At 45.8% G+C, this 17789-nt stretch carries 18 protein-coding genes; 11 read left to right on the forward strand and 7 right to left on the reverse strand.

Annotation, left to right across the window (positions count from 1 at the left end; all coding sequences use genetic code 11):
• Positions 1-150 precede the first annotated feature (150 nt).
• The 7 genes from U1I11_RS01430 to U1I11_RS01460 all read left to right on the forward strand — a co-directional run bounded on the left by U1I11_RS01430 (position 151) and on the right by U1I11_RS01460 (position 4986).
• On the forward strand, positions 151-636 hold the full coding sequence (locus U1I11_RS01430) for a GNAT family N-acetyltransferase (protein ID WP_322903195.1): 486 nt from the start codon (positions 151-153) through the stop codon (positions 634-636).
• A 413-nt stretch (positions 637-1049) separates the two neighbouring features.
• Complete coding sequence (locus U1I11_RS01435) at positions 1050-1175, forward strand: hypothetical protein (protein WP_322903197.1); 126 nt, start codon at positions 1050-1052, stop codon at positions 1173-1175.
• Between the two features lie 369 nt (positions 1176-1544).
• Positions 1545-2072 (forward strand): peptide-methionine (S)-S-oxide reductase MsrA, encoded by a 528-nt coding sequence (gene msrA / locus U1I11_RS01440; protein ID WP_322904453.1) that lies wholly within the window; start codon positions 1545-1547, stop codon positions 2070-2072.
• Between the two features lie 338 nt (positions 2073-2410).
• A complete protein-coding gene (locus U1I11_RS01445) occupies positions 2411-3145 on the forward strand; it encodes a Bax inhibitor-1/YccA family protein (RefSeq protein ID WP_322903199.1) in 735 nt (244 codons plus the stop codon).
• A 215-nt stretch (positions 3146-3360) separates the two neighbouring features.
• Positions 3361-3648 (forward strand): antibiotic biosynthesis monooxygenase family protein, encoded by a 288-nt coding sequence (locus U1I11_RS01450; RefSeq protein WP_322903200.1) that lies wholly within the window; start codon positions 3361-3363, stop codon positions 3646-3648.
• A gap of 224 nt (positions 3649-3872) precedes the next feature.
• Positions 3873-4364 carry a GNAT family N-acetyltransferase gene (locus U1I11_RS01455; RefSeq protein ID WP_322903202.1) on the forward strand — a complete coding sequence of 164 codons (492 nt, stop codon included), beginning with the start codon at positions 3873-3875 and terminating at the stop codon, positions 4362-4364.
• Positions 4351-4986, forward strand: a complete 636-nt coding sequence (locus U1I11_RS01460; RefSeq protein WP_322903204.1) for a LysE family translocator — start codon at positions 4351-4353, stop codon at positions 4984-4986. The genes U1I11_RS01455 and U1I11_RS01460 overlap by 14 nt, the downstream gene beginning before the upstream one ends.
• A 200-nt stretch (positions 4987-5186) precedes the next feature.
• On the opposite strand, the gene U1I11_RS01465 is transcribed toward U1I11_RS01460, so the two are convergent.
• A complete protein-coding gene (locus U1I11_RS01465; RefSeq protein ID WP_322903205.1) occupies positions 5187-6164 on the reverse strand; it encodes an alpha/beta fold hydrolase in 978 nt (325 codons plus the stop codon).
• A 263-nt stretch (positions 6165-6427) separates the two neighbouring features.
• Between U1I11_RS01465 and U1I11_RS01470 the strand changes: the two genes are divergently transcribed.
• Positions 6428-7594 (forward strand): ATP-grasp domain-containing protein, encoded by a 1167-nt coding sequence (locus U1I11_RS01470; RefSeq protein WP_322903207.1) that lies wholly within the window; start codon positions 6428-6430, stop codon positions 7592-7594.
• A gap of 111 nt (positions 7595-7705) precedes the next feature.
• Positions 7706-8458 (forward strand): esterase family protein, encoded by a 753-nt coding sequence (locus tag U1I11_RS01475; protein ID WP_322904455.1) that lies wholly within the window; start codon positions 7706-7708, stop codon positions 8456-8458.
• Positions 8459-8748: 290 nt separating this feature from the next.
• On the opposite strand, the gene U1I11_RS01480 is transcribed toward U1I11_RS01475, so the two are convergent.
• The 4 genes from U1I11_RS01480 to mnmL all read right to left on the reverse strand — a co-directional run bounded on the left by U1I11_RS01480 (position 8749) and on the right by mnmL (position 12200).
• Positions 8749-9717 (reverse strand): type I phosphomannose isomerase catalytic subunit, encoded by a 969-nt coding sequence (locus U1I11_RS01480; protein ID WP_322903209.1) that lies wholly within the window; start codon positions 9715-9717, stop codon positions 8749-8751.
• A gap of 110 nt (positions 9718-9827) precedes the next feature.
• Positions 9828-10217, reverse strand: a complete 390-nt coding sequence (locus tag U1I11_RS01485; protein WP_322903211.1) for a VOC family protein — start codon at positions 10215-10217, stop codon at positions 9828-9830.
• Between the two features lie 398 nt (positions 10218-10615).
• Positions 10616-11242, reverse strand: coding sequence for a tRNA 5-(aminomethyl)-2-thiouridylate-methyltransferase MnmM (mnmM, locus tag U1I11_RS01490; protein WP_322903213.1), 627 nt, complete (start codon positions 11240-11242; stop codon positions 10616-10618).
• A 1-nt stretch (position 11243) separates the two neighbouring features.
• On the reverse strand, positions 11244-12200 hold the full coding sequence (gene mnmL / locus U1I11_RS01495) for a tRNA modification radical SAM protein MnmL/YtqA (protein WP_322903215.1): 957 nt from the start codon (positions 12198-12200) through the stop codon (positions 11244-11246).
• A 698-nt stretch (positions 12201-12898) separates the two neighbouring features.
• Between mnmL and trmB the strand changes: the two genes are divergently transcribed.
• Complete coding sequence (trmB, locus tag U1I11_RS01500; RefSeq protein ID WP_322903216.1) at positions 12899-13606, forward strand: tRNA (guanosine(46)-N7)-methyltransferase TrmB; 708 nt, start codon at positions 12899-12901, stop codon at positions 13604-13606.
• Between the two features lie 113 nt (positions 13607-13719).
• Here the strand turns inward: trmB and U1I11_RS01505 are convergent, their stop codons facing one another.
• Together U1I11_RS01505 and U1I11_RS01510 are read right to left on the reverse strand one after the other, a co-directional pair.
• Positions 13720-14850: an MGDG synthase family glycosyltransferase gene (locus tag U1I11_RS01505; RefSeq protein ID WP_416235453.1), complete on the reverse strand. Its 1131-nt coding sequence runs from the start codon at positions 14848-14850 to the stop codon at positions 13720-13722.
• Positions 14851-14975: 125 nt separating this feature from the next.
• Positions 14976-15503 (reverse strand): phosphatase PAP2 family protein, encoded by a 528-nt coding sequence (locus U1I11_RS01510; protein ID WP_322903221.1) that lies wholly within the window; start codon positions 15501-15503, stop codon positions 14976-14978.
• A gap of 928 nt (positions 15504-16431) precedes the next feature.
• Between U1I11_RS01510 and U1I11_RS01515 the strand changes: the two genes are divergently transcribed.
• A complete protein-coding gene (locus tag U1I11_RS01515; RefSeq protein WP_322904457.1) occupies positions 16432-17679 on the forward strand; it encodes a glycosyltransferase family 2 protein in 1248 nt (415 codons plus the stop codon).
• The last annotated feature ends 110 nt before the right edge of the window (positions 17680-17789 follow it).

Below are 17789 nucleotides of genomic sequence, written 5' to 3' on the forward strand. Positions count from 1 at the left end.
CAGCGTACTGGAATTCATTACCTCTAAATACGACAGACATAACACGATCGCTATAAAATGATATTTATTCAAGCATAGTAAAACGTATATCCCTCTGCAAACTCAAGCAATAGTAAAGCTCAAATAACAATGATTTGGACAAAGGAGCATATGATGTCGTTTACATTCATTCCCTCTACAGCACAACATATGACCGAGGAGTTAGCAATTTTAAATTCTAATCCGTACTACAACCGTCTTAACAAAGGCAAAGAGCATATAACCGCATCGGAATTACAAACAGAACAAGCGGAAGTGCGCAAGCTTGGTGCCGAACGCAGGCTCATTTGCTGGGACGATATACCGATTGGAATTGTCGAATGGCTGCCACTCAATCCGGAAGACGGTTATCCGTGGCTTGGCTTGTATATGCTGCACAGTCGTCTGCACCGTACCGGTTATGGCGCAGCAGCATTACGTGAGCTGGAACGATTGTTGCTAGCAACCGGCATGACCGAGCTGCGACTGGCAGTACTATTAGAAAATGAACCTGCACACGCATTTTGGAAAAAACAGCAATTTAACTATGTAAGCCCATCCGTAACAGAAGATGGGCAAGCGGTGGTCATTTATGAGAAACAGTTGGAACGATTTTAACGATTTGATTGTATTGGAGTGATTGGAAGGTCAAGATAAGAGCAAGAGCAAGAGCAAGAGCAAGAGCAAGAGCAAGAGCAAGAGCAAGAGCAAGAGCAAGAGCAAGAGCAAGAGCAAGAGCAAGAGTAAGAGTAAGAGTAAGAGTAAAAGTAAAAGTAAAAGTAAAAGTAAAAGTATAGAGTCGTAAATCAATCTATAAACGACTTAACAAAGTTCATATAACAATATATTCATAAAAGATACGAAACGAAATGTCAAAACTAACATATCGTATAGGACACTTCATAATAAATTAACAAATGATCGAATTTTTCGATAATATTTTACAAACTTAGCGATTGACACCTGTAATGGCTGCCCTTAAAATTTGGATAAACCACAAGGTTTATTCATTATTCAGGGGAGGGACCCTTATGCTGCAAACCATTCAAAAGGTGTTCGAATGGCTATTTGTTCACCGTAACGGCGTATATCAGTTCGGTGATGTGTATTGTGAAGATAGCGGTTTCATCGTCTACATCCCTAGAGAAGAAGAATAACTTCGGCGTATAGACTATATGACCTTATCCATAGGCTGCATGCACGGTAATTCCGTGTCTGTGGCTTTTATTTTGTGGATGGGAGAGATGAAATGGCTACTCTAGCCGTTTGTTTCACGTTCATTCAAAGTATACGTATCTGATCATTTGATCATAAATACGTTTAGATGCGTTAAACTTGGTTTTTAATTGAGACAACGTACTTGTACACACAACATAGTAAAACGCACATTATATCTACATAGATTAGACGATCAAACCAAGCTATAATAGAAAAGACAGCCTATCACAACAACGCATCTGCCAGCAGCAATGAGCAGTGCACTTCATTTGAAACTACAGCTGAAAGGATGCATCACTATGACACAATTGCAAAAAGCTACATTTGCCGGCGGTTGCTTCTGGTGTATGGTCACACCATTTGAAGAACTGCCAGGTATTCATGGCATCGTCTCTGGTTATACAGGCGGACATGTGAAAAATCCGACCTATGAGCAGGTGAAAACCGGCAATACTGGGCACTATGAAGTGGTGGAGATTACGTTTGACCCGGAGCTGTTTCCGTATGAACGTCTGTTGGAGCTATATTGGCCGCAAATTGATCCGACCGATGATGGTGGACAATTTCAGGATCGTGGCTCCCAGTATCGGACAGCGATCTTTTATCATAATGAACAGCAGCAACAACAGGCGCAACAGACCAAAGCGGATGTTGCCGCCAGCGGACGGTTTGGTGATAAGCCGATTGTGACTGAAATTTTACCGGCAGATGTGTTTTATCCGGCAGAGGAATATCACCAAGATTATCATAAAAAGAACAAACAGCATTACAAAGAAGATCGGGAACAGTCCGGCCGTGACGAGTTTATTCAGGAACATTGGCAAACGGAAGCTTGATCTAGGGAAGTACAGAGTGGACGTGTACGGCTATGCTTTGTTGTCGTACTTGACCGAGGAACAGTACAGGGCAGACGTGTACGTCGATGTCATGCCCAGATTGTACAGTAGCGCTTATGTAGCTTATATAAACAATGACCATCCGATATAATGGCAATTCGGATGGTCATTTTATATGTATTCCATCATCTATTTCATCATTTATGCCATTACTATACTGCCCGACTTGACAGCATATAGGTGTGTGGACTAATCTGGCTACATAACAAGTAACTAACGAGTAACACCGGATTCAAAACATGTCGCTTTTAATTTAACAGTAGAGAGGATGAGAGACGATGGCACTGCGAAATCCGATATTGTATGGAAGTCGATTTGATCGTGCGTCAGATCAAGGATACAGAGAATCGATGACACTGGCAGGTACAGCAGGCAAGGCGCTAATTTTGACAGTATTGCTCGTTGCTTCCGCTGCGTATACGTGGTACTTGTTTGTAAATGGTAAAGATGTAGGCGGATTTCTGAAAGTCGGTGTGATCGGGTCGCTGTTGATTTCATTGCCGACGATCTTTTTCCCACGTATCTCGCCTGTGACTGCGCCATTGTACGCGATCGTTAACGGTTTATTGCTAGGGGCGATCTCTGCGATCGCGCAATCTTCATATCCTGGCATTGTGATGAATGCGATTTTGATTACGTTCTCGCTGTTTCTGATCACTCTGTTTCTATATGCGACTCGTATTATTCGTGTGACACCGGGATTGGTGACAGCGATCGGGATTGCTACATTAGCGATTGCGTTAACGTATTTGCTGAATTTTGTGTTAGGTATATTTGGTATGAGCGTGCCGTATATTCAGGATACAGGCTGGATCGGGATCGGCATTAGCGTATTTATTATCTTTGTCGCTACCTCGAATCTATTGATCGATTTTAGCAATATTGAGCAATATGCCAATGAAGGCTGTCCGAAATATATGGAATGGTACGGTGCATTTGGTCTGCTAGTAACGATTATTTGGATGTACTTGGAAATTTTGCGTTTGCTGACCAAACTTGCCAGTCGCAATTAATGCTAAAAGGAACAATAAATGAACGATAACATGAACTGTACAATCATGCCGTCTGTCCGCAAGCTGCGGCAGGCGGTATTTTTGCTATATGCCCAAATGCGTAGTGGCAATCGAAACGATCCGCCAAAAAAGGATAAAAAAGCTAGCTGACTCTCCTTATTTGCGATATAGTATTTGTCATATTATTCGTTCATATCGATAGGGGAGGAAGAAACATGATACTTGAAGTTGCCATATTAAATGTGATTCCAGGGCAAAGCGCAGCGTTTGAACATAGCTTTAAACAGGCGGAGCGCATTATCGCGAGCATGAATGGATATATTTCCCATGAATTGCAGCGTTGCTTGGAGGTGGAACATCAGTACATTTTGCTAGTACGCTGGGAAACGCTAGAAGATCATACAGAAGGATTCCGTCGTTCGGCGCCGTATCAAGAGTGGAAAAAGTTGTTGCATCATTATTATGATCCGTTTCCGGTTGTGCATCATTACGAGCAGGTGTAAAGCCGTGAGAGGATATGAGGCAGAAGGCAGCGCCTTATTAGTTTAATTGTTCGCGATTACGAATACGTGCAGGTGCTGGGCAGTTTGATAAGCGCTCGCTTCAACTGACTGGAATCGACAGTAGCAGGCGTTAATCTAATCGATGAACGACATACTGCCTATAAACTAACTAATGGTACATAAATGAGTACAACCCTATACAAAATACAAAGGAGCTGAATGTCATGATTACGATCGAACATTGCACCGCAAAACATGCCGATTTGCGCCAGTTGATTAGCGAGCTGGATGCGGATTTGTTGTTGCGTTATCCGGCAGAGCGAATTTACGGTCTTGATTTGAATCATCCGGACATACATAAAATTACGTTTATGGTCGCTTATGTAGATGGTCAGCCAGCAGGTTGTGGGGCGATTCGGCAGTTGGACGCACAATATGCGGAGTTAAAGCGATTTTTTGTACGTGCTGATCAGCGGCGTAAAGGCATTGCGAGTCGTTTGCTGGCAGCGCTGGAAACGGCTGCTTTTGCGCAAGGCGCGACCGGTATGCGATTGGAAACAGGGGATGGGCAGCCGGAAGCGATCGCCTTTTATGAGCGTCATGGCTATGTGGCGATTGAGCCGTTTGGACAATATGTTGGCGATGAAGATAGTCGCTGTTATGAAAAAGCATTACCATCGGTGACGGCGCAAGGAGAACGACATGTGGGGAATTGAGCACTACTGGTTATTTGTATTGTCAAGTGTGCTGCTTAATATTACGCCAGGTAGCGATACGATTTATATTTTAAGTCGGAGTGTATTTCAGGGCAGACAGGCAGGCTTGATGTCGGTGTATGGCATTATTGCCGGTTCATGCGTACATACGCTGCTGGCAGGGCTGGGGTTGTCGCTCATTTTAATGCAGTCGGCGCTCGCCTTTAATTTGCTCAAATGGATCGGAGCAGGTTATTTGATCTGGCTTGGTATTCGTTCGCTAATGGCGCGTCAGCAATCCGGCACAACGATAGCGCACGCACCGGGGCAGTCGCTGCGCAACGTGTTTTTGCAAGGGATGTTGACCAATGTGCTGAATCCGAAAGTGGCGTTGTTCTATCTTGCCTTTATCCCGCAGTTTGTAGATGCGACGCAGAGCATGGGCGCGGTGCCGTTTTTGCTGCTTGGTTTTACATTTAGCGGCACCGGATTATGTTGGTGTTTGCTGCTCGTGCTCTTTTCCAGCAAAATGGCACGTCAACTGCAATCGAGCCGCATCTCCCGTTATATGAACCGGATTACCGGCAGTGTATTTGTACTGCTAGGATTGAATTTGCTGCGGACGACACGCACATTGCCTTAAGTGGAGCGGACATAATTTTCGCTGAAATTAGGTGGTGTCTTCTTTTCATACAGCGTATAAGTAGCAACAGATTGCTTGAGCATAAATAAATAGTTTCAGCCATCTTCAAATGTACTATAGGACAACGATAGCCCGGTATGCACCATCATCATATGCATACCGGGCTATTCATGCTATGCGCATACGATGTAGTTGCAGTCCTATCTGGATTGCTGCTGTGCATAAGTGACTTGTGCAGGTGCGGTGCAATGACGCTCTAACCAGTGCAGCAGATCAGCAGTCACTTCGTCACGGTTAATATCGTTTAACGTTTCATGCCGTGCGCCCGGATATAATTTAAGTTCGACATCGGACAGTTGCAGTTTTCGATACTGTTCATACAAACGCCGCACGCCTTTACCATACAGTCCTACCGGATCACAATCGCCGCTGAACAGATAGATCGGTTTATGTTTCGGAATACGGCGCATATGTTCAGGACGATGAATTTCCATCAGCAACCGAAAAAAATGCACATAAAAGCGCACACTGACCGGCTTAGCACAATATGGATCATTGACGTATTGTAGCACTTCTTCCGGATCACGGGATAACCAGTCAAACCGGGTCGCCAGCGGACGCGGCAAGCCGCGATTGTACGCGCCAAATACCAGCGCATGCAGTAGCAGACTGCGATGAAGTGGGCCGTGCAGCTTATGCTCCAAATCGGCAATCCGTGCGCCGGTGGACAGCAGTCCACGCGCGCCACTGGAACCGGACAACATAAATCCGGCATAATCGTCCGGCTCACTATACATCAGTTGCTGCACGACAAAAGAACCCATACTATGTCCAAACAAAAACAATGGCAGCCCCGGATACTGCTGCCGAATCCATTTTGACAGCTGGGATAAATTTTGCCCCATCCAATAAAATCCATCTTCGCCCGGATCGCCCAATTCGTGCACAGAAGCAGCCGTTTGTCCATGACCACGATGATCATTTCCATAGACCGCATAACCTTGCGCGGTTAAAGCGGAAGCCAGCCGTGCATAACGTGCCGCCGTTTCCGACATCCCATGCGACAATTGCACGATCCCACGCAGCCCGCGCTTAATCGTTATGTCATGCGGGAGCCATTCGTACACATGCACCGCAATGCCCTGTGGGTCGATCATTTGAAATGTACGTTCCTGCATGAGATCATCTTCCTTTCCATCAAAAGCGATCGTGTATACGCTACATCCACCATTTAGATCATCCCATTATTAACCATAATCAGCCTATAATCTTACAGTTTTAAATGGTTTTTTTGTGTTGATCGATAAGCCCGAGTACATTATAACGTGTTCCAATGGACATTGCTTGCTCGATTCGCAGCCTGTCAATTTATAATTCAAATTGACGAACGTTCCAGAGACTGCTAAATTAATTGTAATCTTGTGATGGAGGCGGTACGTTCATGAATTTTGTGTTTTTCTCTCCTCATTTTCCGAGCAGCAGCGGCGAGTTTGCCATTCGCTTGCATCAGGAAGGTGCAACCGTGCTTGGAATCGGTGATGCCGCATATGAAAGCCTGGAACCTCGTTTACAGGCAGCACTGACAGAATATTATCGGATCGACAGTATGGAACAGCAGGATGACATTTTGCGTGCCGTTGGATTTTTTACTCATAAATACGGCAAGATCGACCGCTTTGAATCGATGAATGAATACTGGTTGGAAAGTGATGCACAAATGCGTACCGATTTTAATATCGAAGGCACAAAAGCTGATTTTGTCGATAACTTGAAGCAAAAATCAAAAATGAAAGACTTTTTCCAAAAGAGTGGCGTTGATACCGTCCGTTTTCTCAAAAATCCGGATAGCGAAAGTGCGGCTGCCTTTATTGAGCGTAATGGCTTTCCGGTCGTCGTTAAGCCTGATCTTGGCTCAGGAGCGAGTATGACCTACAAGCTGAACGATCAGGAGGAGCTGGACTACTTTTTACATACACGTCCGCCAGAGATCGAATTTATTATGGAAGAATTCGTGGATGGTATTATTTTGACCTATGATGGGCTGATTGATCGTGATGGGGTCGTGCGCTTTCAGGCGAGCCATCGTTTTGAACAGAGCATTATGAAAGTGGTGAGCGATGACGATCATCTGCGTTATTTTTGCCTGAAAACGGTCGATCCTGACGTGGAGCAGGCAGGGCGAAGCATTTTGCAAGCTTTTGATATTAAAGAACGATTTTTCCATATCGAGCTGTTTAAGTCGAATAAAGATGGCAGATTGATTGCGTTGGAAGTGAATATGCGTCCACCTGGAGCGTGGATGACCGATGCGATTAATTATGCGTACGAAGTCGATGTCTATTCCTTGTGGGCGAGCATGGTTGTACACGGCGGACAGGGCGAGCCGCCAGCCGGACATTATTATACCGGTTATGCTAGTCGCAAAGACTGGAAAACATACACTTATACGCATGACGAAATTATGCAGCAATTTGGCGATGGGATCGTACGTTATGGAGAAATTGAAGCGATTTTCAGTCGTGCTAGCGGTAATCGGGCGTATCAGTTCCGTGCGGATACGCTAGAGCGTGTACGCGAGATGGCTAATTATATTCAGGCAGAGCGCTAAACATCACCCTAATCCGGTAGCAGCATAGCGAATAGCGTTACAGCAGATCGCTGTTGGAGCCGGATCGCAGGTGATTCTATATAGAGAAGCAGAAGGGCGGAAAGCGTGAATATGGTAAGTGTACAATACCGAAAAGAATACAGCCCGGCACTCGGCCGCGAAATGGAGTACAAGATTTATGGTGATCGTGGCAAGCCTATGCTCGTCTTTCCGACATCATTAGGGCGTTTTTATCAGTATGAAGATTCAGGTATGATCGATGAGCTGGCTGAATGGATCGATGCTGGTAAATTGCAAATATGGACATGCGATAGCATCGACGAGGAAACGTTTTTCTCCTCACACTGGAATATCGACGATCGTATCGGTCGTCATGAACAGTACAATGCGTATATCGTCAATGAACTTATTCCACGCATTTTATGGGAAAGTCAGCATCATAACGGCGGTCACGAACAAAAAATTATGATTAGCGGCTGCTCGATGGGCGCGTATTACAGCGGCAATTTCTTTTTCCGCTATCCGCAATTTTTCGATACATTGTTAGCGTTAAGCGGTGTTTATTCTGTACAGCACTTTTTTGGCGATTATCGAGCAGGGGCAGTCTATTACAATTCACCACTTGATTATTTGCCCAATCTGCACGACGAATATGTGTTAGATCAATACCGCCGCAGTCGAATCGTCATCTGCTGCGGACAAGGCGCATGGGAAGACGAGATGCGCTACGAAACCGGACGCTTGCAACAACTACTCCAACATAAACATATTCCTGCCCGCATTGAATTTTGGGGCGATGATGTCGATCACGAATGGTACTGGTGGAGACAGCAGATTCGTTATTATATGAGTAGTCTGCTGTAAAGGAAAGGTTTTTCATCGTGCATTTTGCTAAAGCGTGTCTTCCAATAGTTTTATAGACTGCTCCGTTGTATGCGGTTAGTTTGCATAATGATAAATAAACATAAACAGCCTGCATCGCTGCGCTAAGTGAAGCGCGGATGCAGGCTGTTCGTTATGCCGCTAGGCAGGCAGTGTTCATTTGGTATTTGTGCTTTATTTAGCTTATTCAGGCTCCATCCAAGTGGAAGGGGGGATGAGCGCAAATTGTTATGATGCGAGCAGCACTTCACTGCCTCCCCCCTACAAATCGGTTAAGGCAAGTACGAGCGAATGACGGTGCAGTGACCGTCCAGCGTATAGCTGCCCAGATTCGCTGGCAGCAAGAAGCATTGTCCACCTTTAAGCGGTGTGCTGCCGCCATCCCAAGCTAATATGCCTTCGCCGTCCGCAACGACTATAATCGTAAAACTGTCCGGTGTAGTGGACAGTTCCCACGCCTGCTCCACAACGCCTTTTTCCACGATAAAATAAGGCGAGCGAGCCAGCTCCAACCATTCGCCTGCTGCCAGTCCATCGGTCTTCATCGTCGTAGCGCCGGCACCTTCGTAGGCGATAACGTTTAACGAATCGTCGATATGCAGCTCGCGTGGCTTGCCATCCAGACCTGGACGATCATAATCATACAGACGATACGTCGTATCGGAGTTTTGCTGGATTTCGGCAACAAGTACACCTGCACAGAGCGCATGTACCGTTCCTGCCGGGATATAAAAAGTATCGCCAGCCTGTACCGGCACTTCTTGCAACTCGTCCATAATACGGTTTTCGTTAATCGCAGCCGCCAAAGTTTCGCGTGTAACGCCTTCTTTTAGACCGTAGATAATTTTGGCGCCTGGTTTGGCATCAAGCACATACCACATTTCCGTTTTGCCCAGCTCACCTGCCGGCAAAGCCGTATACGCATCGGTTGGATGCACTTGTACCGACAGATCATCATTGCAATCGAGCAGCTTGATTAGCAGTGGAAAGCGACCGTTCGTTTCGGATACGCCTTTGGTGCCAAACCAGTCACGTCCTAATGTTTCGCGCAGTTGATCCAGTCCTATGCCGTCCAGCTCGCCGCCGATGACAGATGTAGTACCGTTTGGATGATCGGCAATCATCCAGCCTTCACCGATCACGCCGTCAGGAATGTTCCAGCCGAATTGTTCTAATGCGCGTCCACCCCAGACACGTTCTTTAAATTCAGGTTGAAATTGCAGAGGGTATGGCTTTGTCATAATATTCTCTCCTCCATACAGATGAATAATAGTGTGCCGCAGTATGTATCGCAGTCAAGCAACTAGATGGTGCTTCCCATCCGGTCAGATAGCGAATGACTGCATCTAGCCTAACGTGCGGATTGGAAAAATTCCAGACGCTCTCCGTCTGGACCATCGAAAAAGAAATAACGACTTCCGTTTGGTAATGTCGTAATGTCCGCATCCAGTCCATGCGGCTTTAATTCACCAATGCGTGCAAATTCCGCTTCCACATCATCGACCGTAAAAGCGACATGATGCACTCGTCCTTCTGCTGGCAAATGGTCGCCAAAACCTTGAATCAGTTCCAGTTCCGTGTCGGTATGTCCGGGAAAAGCAAGAAAGGCGAGCTGAATGTGCTCATTAATATGACCGGTCGTTTCCAAATGCTGCAAGCCGACCACCTGCTCATAAAATGCGATCGATCGTTCAATCGAAGAAACCATAATACCGACATGCTCGATTTTGCGTACTGGCATAATGAGGTTGCACTCCTTTTACGATAATAAATGTCCGCTGTTGCTGCGATTGCGCACAGCATCTAAATTATAAGCGCAGCCGCAGCAAAATGCATCCATGCCGTAGTCCCTAACGCGAAACAATTTGCAGTTTGAACACGCATCCGATCCAGTTGAGTAAACAAATGGTAGGCATAGCAAAAATTACTGCACTCCAACGACTAACTGCGCATTCACGTTGCTCCTAGCGATCTACACGCTAGCAAAGAAATCACCTGTTTATGTAGCAGCACCAATATTCCATTCGACTTGGTGCATTCGATGGACATATTGTAGTAGCATCCGCATCAGAGCGAGCGCTGTGCCAGCAAGCTACACCCATCGATGTAATTAAAAATTGCGCTCCTATCGTCAAATTATTACGATCGCTCATCGTTATCGATCATTTCCGCTGATGGTTGCCCTTTTTTTCGCTCAATCGCAATCAAATAAGGTGCATCCGGTCGTTGTAGCTGACGGTACACGATACATTGCGCACGCCATACCGGCAGTGAGGCTGCCCATTGCTGCACGAGTGCCGCTTCTTCGGCACCGCCGGCATGACCCGGATACAGTACAATCGTCAATATGCCGCGCGGCGATAGCAGCTCAAGCGCCAGCTCAAGCGCAGGTAATGTGGAAGCCGGCACCGTAATAATCGAATGATCCCCGGTAGGCAGATAGCCCAGATTAAACATAACCGCTTGTAGCTTGCCGTGCAGCGCAACCGGAATATGCTCCCTCATTCGCTCATGGCTGGCAAGCACAGGCGTGACCGTAGCGAGCGGCTCGCCTGTATAACGACTCAACCGCTCCAATGTACGATCAAGCGCCGCCTGCTGAATGTCAAAGCTAAATATATGACCTTTAGGCCCCGCTGCACGTGCCAGCATTAACGTATCGGCACCTGTCCCAGCGGTCGCATCAATCGCGACTGCGCCGGAGATCGCCTGCAACCGTTCGGCAGCAAGCTTATGAGCAAAGCTTAGTACGGACATAAATCCCATGCTAGTTGCCCCTCCAATATTTGCCTTGCCAGCTATCCCGACGTGTTAGTTCAGCATCGATGCCGGTCAATACTTCCCATTTGTTCAAACTCCAGAGCGGCCCGATTAGCAGATGACGTGGCGCATCGCCAGTCAGACGGTGAACGATCATTGCTGGCGGCAGCATTTCCAGTGTGTCCGCAATTAAACGGATATATTCATCCTGCTCCAAAAAGCGCAGCAAACCAGCATCGTATTGTTTGACCATCGGCGTTTTGCGCATGAGATGTAGCAGGTGGATTTTGATACCTTGTACGTCCATATGGGCGACCGCACGTCCGGTTTCCAGCATCATCTCATGCGTTTCCAGCGGCAACCCATAAATAATATGCGTGCAGACACGAATGCCACGCGCACGCAGCTTGGCGACCGCTTCTTCATAACAGCGTGTATCATGGGCGCGATTGATCAACGTCGATGTCGATTCATGGATCGTTTGCAAACCCATTTCTACCCACAAATACGTACGCTCGTTCAGCTCCGCAAGATAGTCGATCACATCATCAGGCAGACAATCCGGGCGAGTCGCAATCGATAACCCAACTACACCTAGTTGCTGTAAAATAAGCTCATAACATGCCCGTAACTCCTCAACCGGTGCATACGTATTCGTATACGCCTGAAAATAACCGATATATTGCGCCTGCGGCCATTTGCGATGCTGTCGATCACGGATCGTTTCAAACTGGGTCACCAGATCATCACGTCGCCAGCCTGCAAAGTCACCCGATCCACGCGCACTACAAAACGTACAGCCGCCGGTGGCGATGGTGCCGTCCCGATTCGGACACGTAAAACCTGCATCCAACATCACTTTGAACACTTTGCCGCCAAATTGCCGTTTCATCTCCGTATTCCACGTATGAAATCGTTTGTCGCCCCAAAGCAGGGGCTGTTGTCCAGCATGAATGACTTCCATAATAAACTCCTTTGCGTGGAAAATGTAAATATAATACGACTACATATGCCTCTATAGCGCAATGTTAGTCAAATCGTCTGCTATCATCCCAATATCGTTACGTTGCTGACAAATCCGATCTGTACTGCATACCCCAAATGGTCTCCATCAAAAAACAGGTTTGAACGTATCTAAACTGTACACATATTCATGATGAATCGATCATATGCTAGCTATACTAGCAGTTCAATAACCATCATCATCTGCTGCACGATTGCACAACATGTATACATATGGCGATAGCAATGGAACAAGTAGTACAGCCACAGACAGCCCTTATTGTAACAAAAATGCACAACCATTGAAAATGAACCGATCCGCTGATTCATTTGCCTACTCGATGGTTAAAAAATAGTTGCTGAGTAAAATACAGCCTGTTCATAGTTTACATGTACAATACGATTGCATTTAGACGCAAAAATCGGTAGACTAGGATAGCCTAAATATTGTTGGACCCCAATTCCAAATATAGAAAAAAGGATTTTTTGCATTCATTTTGAGTGCAGAGAGTCCTTTTTTCCTTTTAAGTCTTTACATTTTACTGTTTCTTCGTCAAAATAATCCCGTACAAGCGATAGAGCATATTAACGGGTGAGCCTGCAACCGGCAGTGAAAAGCGTGCCGGACGCACGAACTTATTTGAAAATCGGAGGAAGAAGATGCGTTTAAGAGGAAGAAAAGGGATTCGCGAGGAACTGGAGCAGCAACATGAGCTGGTCGTATTGAATCCTGAACTGCATAAAGGGAAATGGCGCGAGCGTTTTCGCAATAATTATCCGATTCATGTTGAATTCGGAATGGGCAAAGGACGTTTCGTTAGCCAGATGAGCGTACGCAATCCGGAAGTGAACTATATCGGCTTTGATATGTATGATGAGCTGGTGCGTCGTTCAGCGGAAAAAACGCGTATCGCCTGGGCAGAAGCGGAGAAGGGTACACCGACAAGCATTCAGTTGGCACTGGCGAATATCGAGAATATCGAAGATATTTTTGAACCGGGCGAGATTGAGCGGGTGTACTTGAATTTTAGCGATCCGTGGCCGAAAAAGAAACATGGACGTCGTCGTTTGACACATCCTCGTTTTTTGGAGAAATATTGCCGTCTGCTCAATGAACATGGTCAAATTCATTTTAAGACCGATTCCGAGACATTGTTTGAGTTCTCGATCAACTCGTTTGCGGATTATGGTCTGCAAATGACTAATATTAGCTTGAACTTGCACCGTGATGGCATCAATGAACAACATGTGATGACCGAATACGAAGCCAAATTTATGGGTAAAGGGATGCGCATTCACCGCTGCGAAGTCATGATTGGTCAAGCAGCGCTTGCCGAATACAACCGGGTACGACTTGATCAATATTAAGCGAGCGGCTTATGGAAGCAAGCATACGGAGTCTACGGTTTGGCAGCGATCGTGAACCGCTATCGCGATAACCGAATATAGCGTGACCATAATAAAACAAGGTCTTAACCGATTCAGGTTAAGACCTTGCTTTGTTCTACCATATCCATAATGCTACGCGCGCATTCTGTCGGGTTGTAACGGTCGATTTGCTCTAGCTTGAGTTGGCGCTGTGTGACGACCGCTTCATAATCATGAATGAGCAGATTCATCCATTGATGCACGATGCCCGGTGATGTGATCGGCTCGCCCCAGCCTTGTTCGGTAAAATATTGCGAATTTTGTTCCTCTTGCCCTGGCAATGCATTGTAAAACAGCATCGGTATCGCTTTGGCAAGACCTTCGGTGCAAGTCATACCGCCTGGCTTCGTTACGAGCAGATCAGCCACTTCCATCAGTTTGTCGATTTCTTTCGTGTAGCGAATCAGATGAATATGGTCATGATTGAAGCGCCAATCCTGTCTGGCGCGTTCATACGATTTCTCATTGCTGCCAAAACAGAACAGAAACTGCACATCATCGGCATAACCGATTAACTGGCTGCTAATCGATTCGTCCGCCATCCCCCAGCCACCGCCCATAACGAGTACGGTCGGCATATCTTTCAGCCCAAAGCGCTTACGAATTTCCGCTTTGCTCGGATGTTCCCAGAAATTCGGATGTACCGGGATGCCGGTAATATGAATACGGGAGTTTTCAATACCGCGCAGCCGTAATTTGGAACGAACGCCATCGGTAGAGACGAGATAGCGATTCACTTCCGGAATAACCCATGTTCCATGTGCATCGTAATCGGTAATGACCATGCATAGCGGGACTTGCAGTCCGAGACGCTTTAACCGGGCGATAACAGCACCCGGGATCGGATGTGTGCATACGATCACATCCGGGCGCAGTTGACGAATAACGTTATGTGTATGGGTATAAAAGATACGATGAAGGGCAAGTGTAGCCAGACGATTGATCGATTTTTTATATTGGCTTTTGTACATCATCCGTATCAATTTAGGCTGCGATATAACCGTTTTTTTGTAAGCGGTGATAATGAGTGGCGCTACTTTGGGATTGAGGAAACTGCCAAGCTCCAGCACACGTGTCTGGATATTCGGCGAGATTTTACGTAAGCTACTCGACAATGCATAGGCAGCTTGTGTATGACCTGAACCAAAACCTTCCGACAGAAGCAGCACTCTGTATTTTGTCACGTTCATTTCACCTTTTCTAAAACGTATTCTATGCATCATTATAGATAGCTTGTTGCTAGCAAGTCATTTCAGCGAATATCTGTAATATACTTGTAACATATTACTGTAATGTTACAATAACCCCTTTATGGCCATAATGCAACTGTACCATAGGCGACCCCAGAGCCAATCAGCATTCCGACCAACACATCGGACGGATAATGAAGCCCGAGATACATACGAGATATCGCTACGATTAGCGCAATCGGTAACAACCACGGAATCGTGCCCGTATGCGTTAGCATAAACGGTACAGTAACCGAGAAGATCGCTGTCGTATGCCCGGATGGGAACGAGTGATCGGTGAGCGGATTGCGAAAGGTGATCGTTTCCGGTAGCGCCAAATAAGGACGGATGCGCGGATATAGCTTTTTGACGATCGCGACAGGAATATGGCTAATCGCCAGCGCCACTGCCGCTTGCAGACCGGTCAATCCCCATGAATGCGGTGCGAACAGCCAGATCGCCAGCGTTGCAATAATCGTAAAGGTTGCTCCGCCCAGATTCGTCAGATAGTAGAAAAACAAGTTTAAGAATCGATTATGAAGTCTGGTGTTAACCCATCTGAAAATATACTGCTCCATCGTTTGTAAGCGGATAAGAAAATGACGCATGAGAGACCCCCGTATATATTGCCGTTTTTGGCTTAAATTAATCATATTTTTATTCTTTAACCATTTCAAGCATTATAACGTTAAGTAGCGGTTAAATTACCGTTGTATAGGTGTTATTCGTGCACATATGCGGTCAATGTCTGCCAATTGTGGAAACGATAGCTGCCTCCTTATTTAAACTTACCCTCTAACCGCTGCACTCATTCACGTTTGCGCTTAGACTATGCTAGATGTAATCGCAGCTGGATAAAGCGACCATATTAACGATCGATAGCTTCAAGATGGAGTGGAGGGACGCTGGACAAGCGTAATGATGGCATCATAACTAGCATCGTCGTTCACAAATTTGGTTGATTCAAGCGAAATTAAAACGTTTATAGGATTGGCAGACAAGTGCAGTGACGCTTAGCCGCAAATGATCGTTCTTCATTTTCCTTCCTAACAGAGCTGAAGTATAGACCAATCTTAAATACACATCAATCGAACCATAAATCACAATAAAAATGATGTAAATATGCGACTAAAGATTTAGAAAGCGAGCAAAACAGCGATAACGGGCGAGAAACGGATATTAAATCATCTTCTGCAACATTCCTGTAATATATTACGTCTATATTACAGAGTTTTCACGAAAGATTGAAAATTCGCGCTTTGACAAACGAATCAAAAGTGTGCAAAATCTTAATGGCAGCATCAATAGGTGCTATAGTTTCGGCAATTTGCAAAGTTTGCGTAAGGAACACCGTTCCTTCATAATGAAACACGCACACACTGTAACATAACTGAAATATGAAAATGAAATGGCAGTTCAGTTAAGCATACTGCAATCTGACAAATGGACTCAAATGAAACAGAACGCTTACGTATGAATGAATTCGTTTGGAAAAGGGTTTACCACTGAAGGGGGTCACACAAACTCATGGGCAATATATTGGACACAATCTTTATCGTATTACAAATTGTACTCGCATTTGTTGCGGTGTATCAGTTCGGTTTTTCATTATTCGGTATTTTAAAGCGTAAACGCAGACCGGATCATGCGCCACAAAAATCGTTTGCGATTTTGGTAGCAGCGCATAATGAGGAGCAAGTTATCGGCGCACTGATGGAAAATTTAAAGCAGATGGATTATCCGCGAGAACTGTATGACGTATTCGTTATTTGCGATAACTGTACAGACAGCACTGCTGACATCGTACGCAGCCACGGCATGAACGCATGCGTACGTGTCAATCCGAACCAACGCGGTAAAGGATATGCGATTGAATGGATGCTGCGCGAACTATGGAGCATGGAGCGTCAATACGATGGGATCGTTATGTTTGACGCCGACAACCTGGCTGCACCGAACTTCCTGAAAGAAATGAACAATGATATGTGCGAAGGCGCACGTGTTATTCAAGGTTATATCGATACGAAAAATCCGGAAGATTCCTGGATTACGGCGGCTTATGGTGTATCGTACTGGTACATTAACCGTCTGTGGCAGCTGTCCCGTCATAACTTGAATATGGCTAACTTCCTCGGCGGAACAGGCATGTGTTTTGAAAATGAACTGCTCAAAGAAATCGGCTGGGGAGCAACAAGCTTAGTAGAGGACTTGGAATTCACAATGCGTTGTGCTGAAAAAGGCATTTATCCAAAATTCAGTTATGATGCTAAAGTGTTTGACGAAAAGCCACTCACATTCAAAGCTTCTTCCCGTCAACGTCTGCGCTGGATGCAAGGTCACTTTACAGTAGCACGTCGTTATTTCTTCCCACTGCTCTGGCAAAGTATTAAGCAATTGAACATTATTAAGTTTGACCTTGCACTGTACAGTGTGAACGTATATATCGTGTTGGTTACGTTCCTGCTCACTGCTGGTGTATGGATCGATACCGCTATTTTGGGCGGGCCGCATATTTCGTCGATTTATAATTATTTGCCACTCTGGGTTACTTACGCTGCAATTGCAGCGAACGTTGTCACTTTCGTACTCGCGATGATACTGGAAAAGGTCAAATCGTGGAAAGTATACATGTACCTGCTGCTGTTCCCAATTTATGGTCTGTCCTGGTGGCCGATTACGTTTTATGCCTTTTTCACTCAGAACAACAAACAATGGAGCCACACACAGCATACACGTGTCGTACGCATCGAAGATGTACACGGCAGCAAGCAAAGCACGATGTAAGGGATTCAACATCATCAGCGCTCCGCATGCCTAATACCGGTTCAGGGGCGGGTTGCATATCATATAACAGGCGCAACGCTCGGAAAATGAGTGTTGCGCCTGTTATGTGA

It is taken from the genome of Paenibacillus campi (genome assembly GCF_034659835.1).
GTDB lineage: Bacteria > Bacillota > Bacilli > Paenibacillales > Paenibacillaceae > Saccharibacillus > Saccharibacillus campi.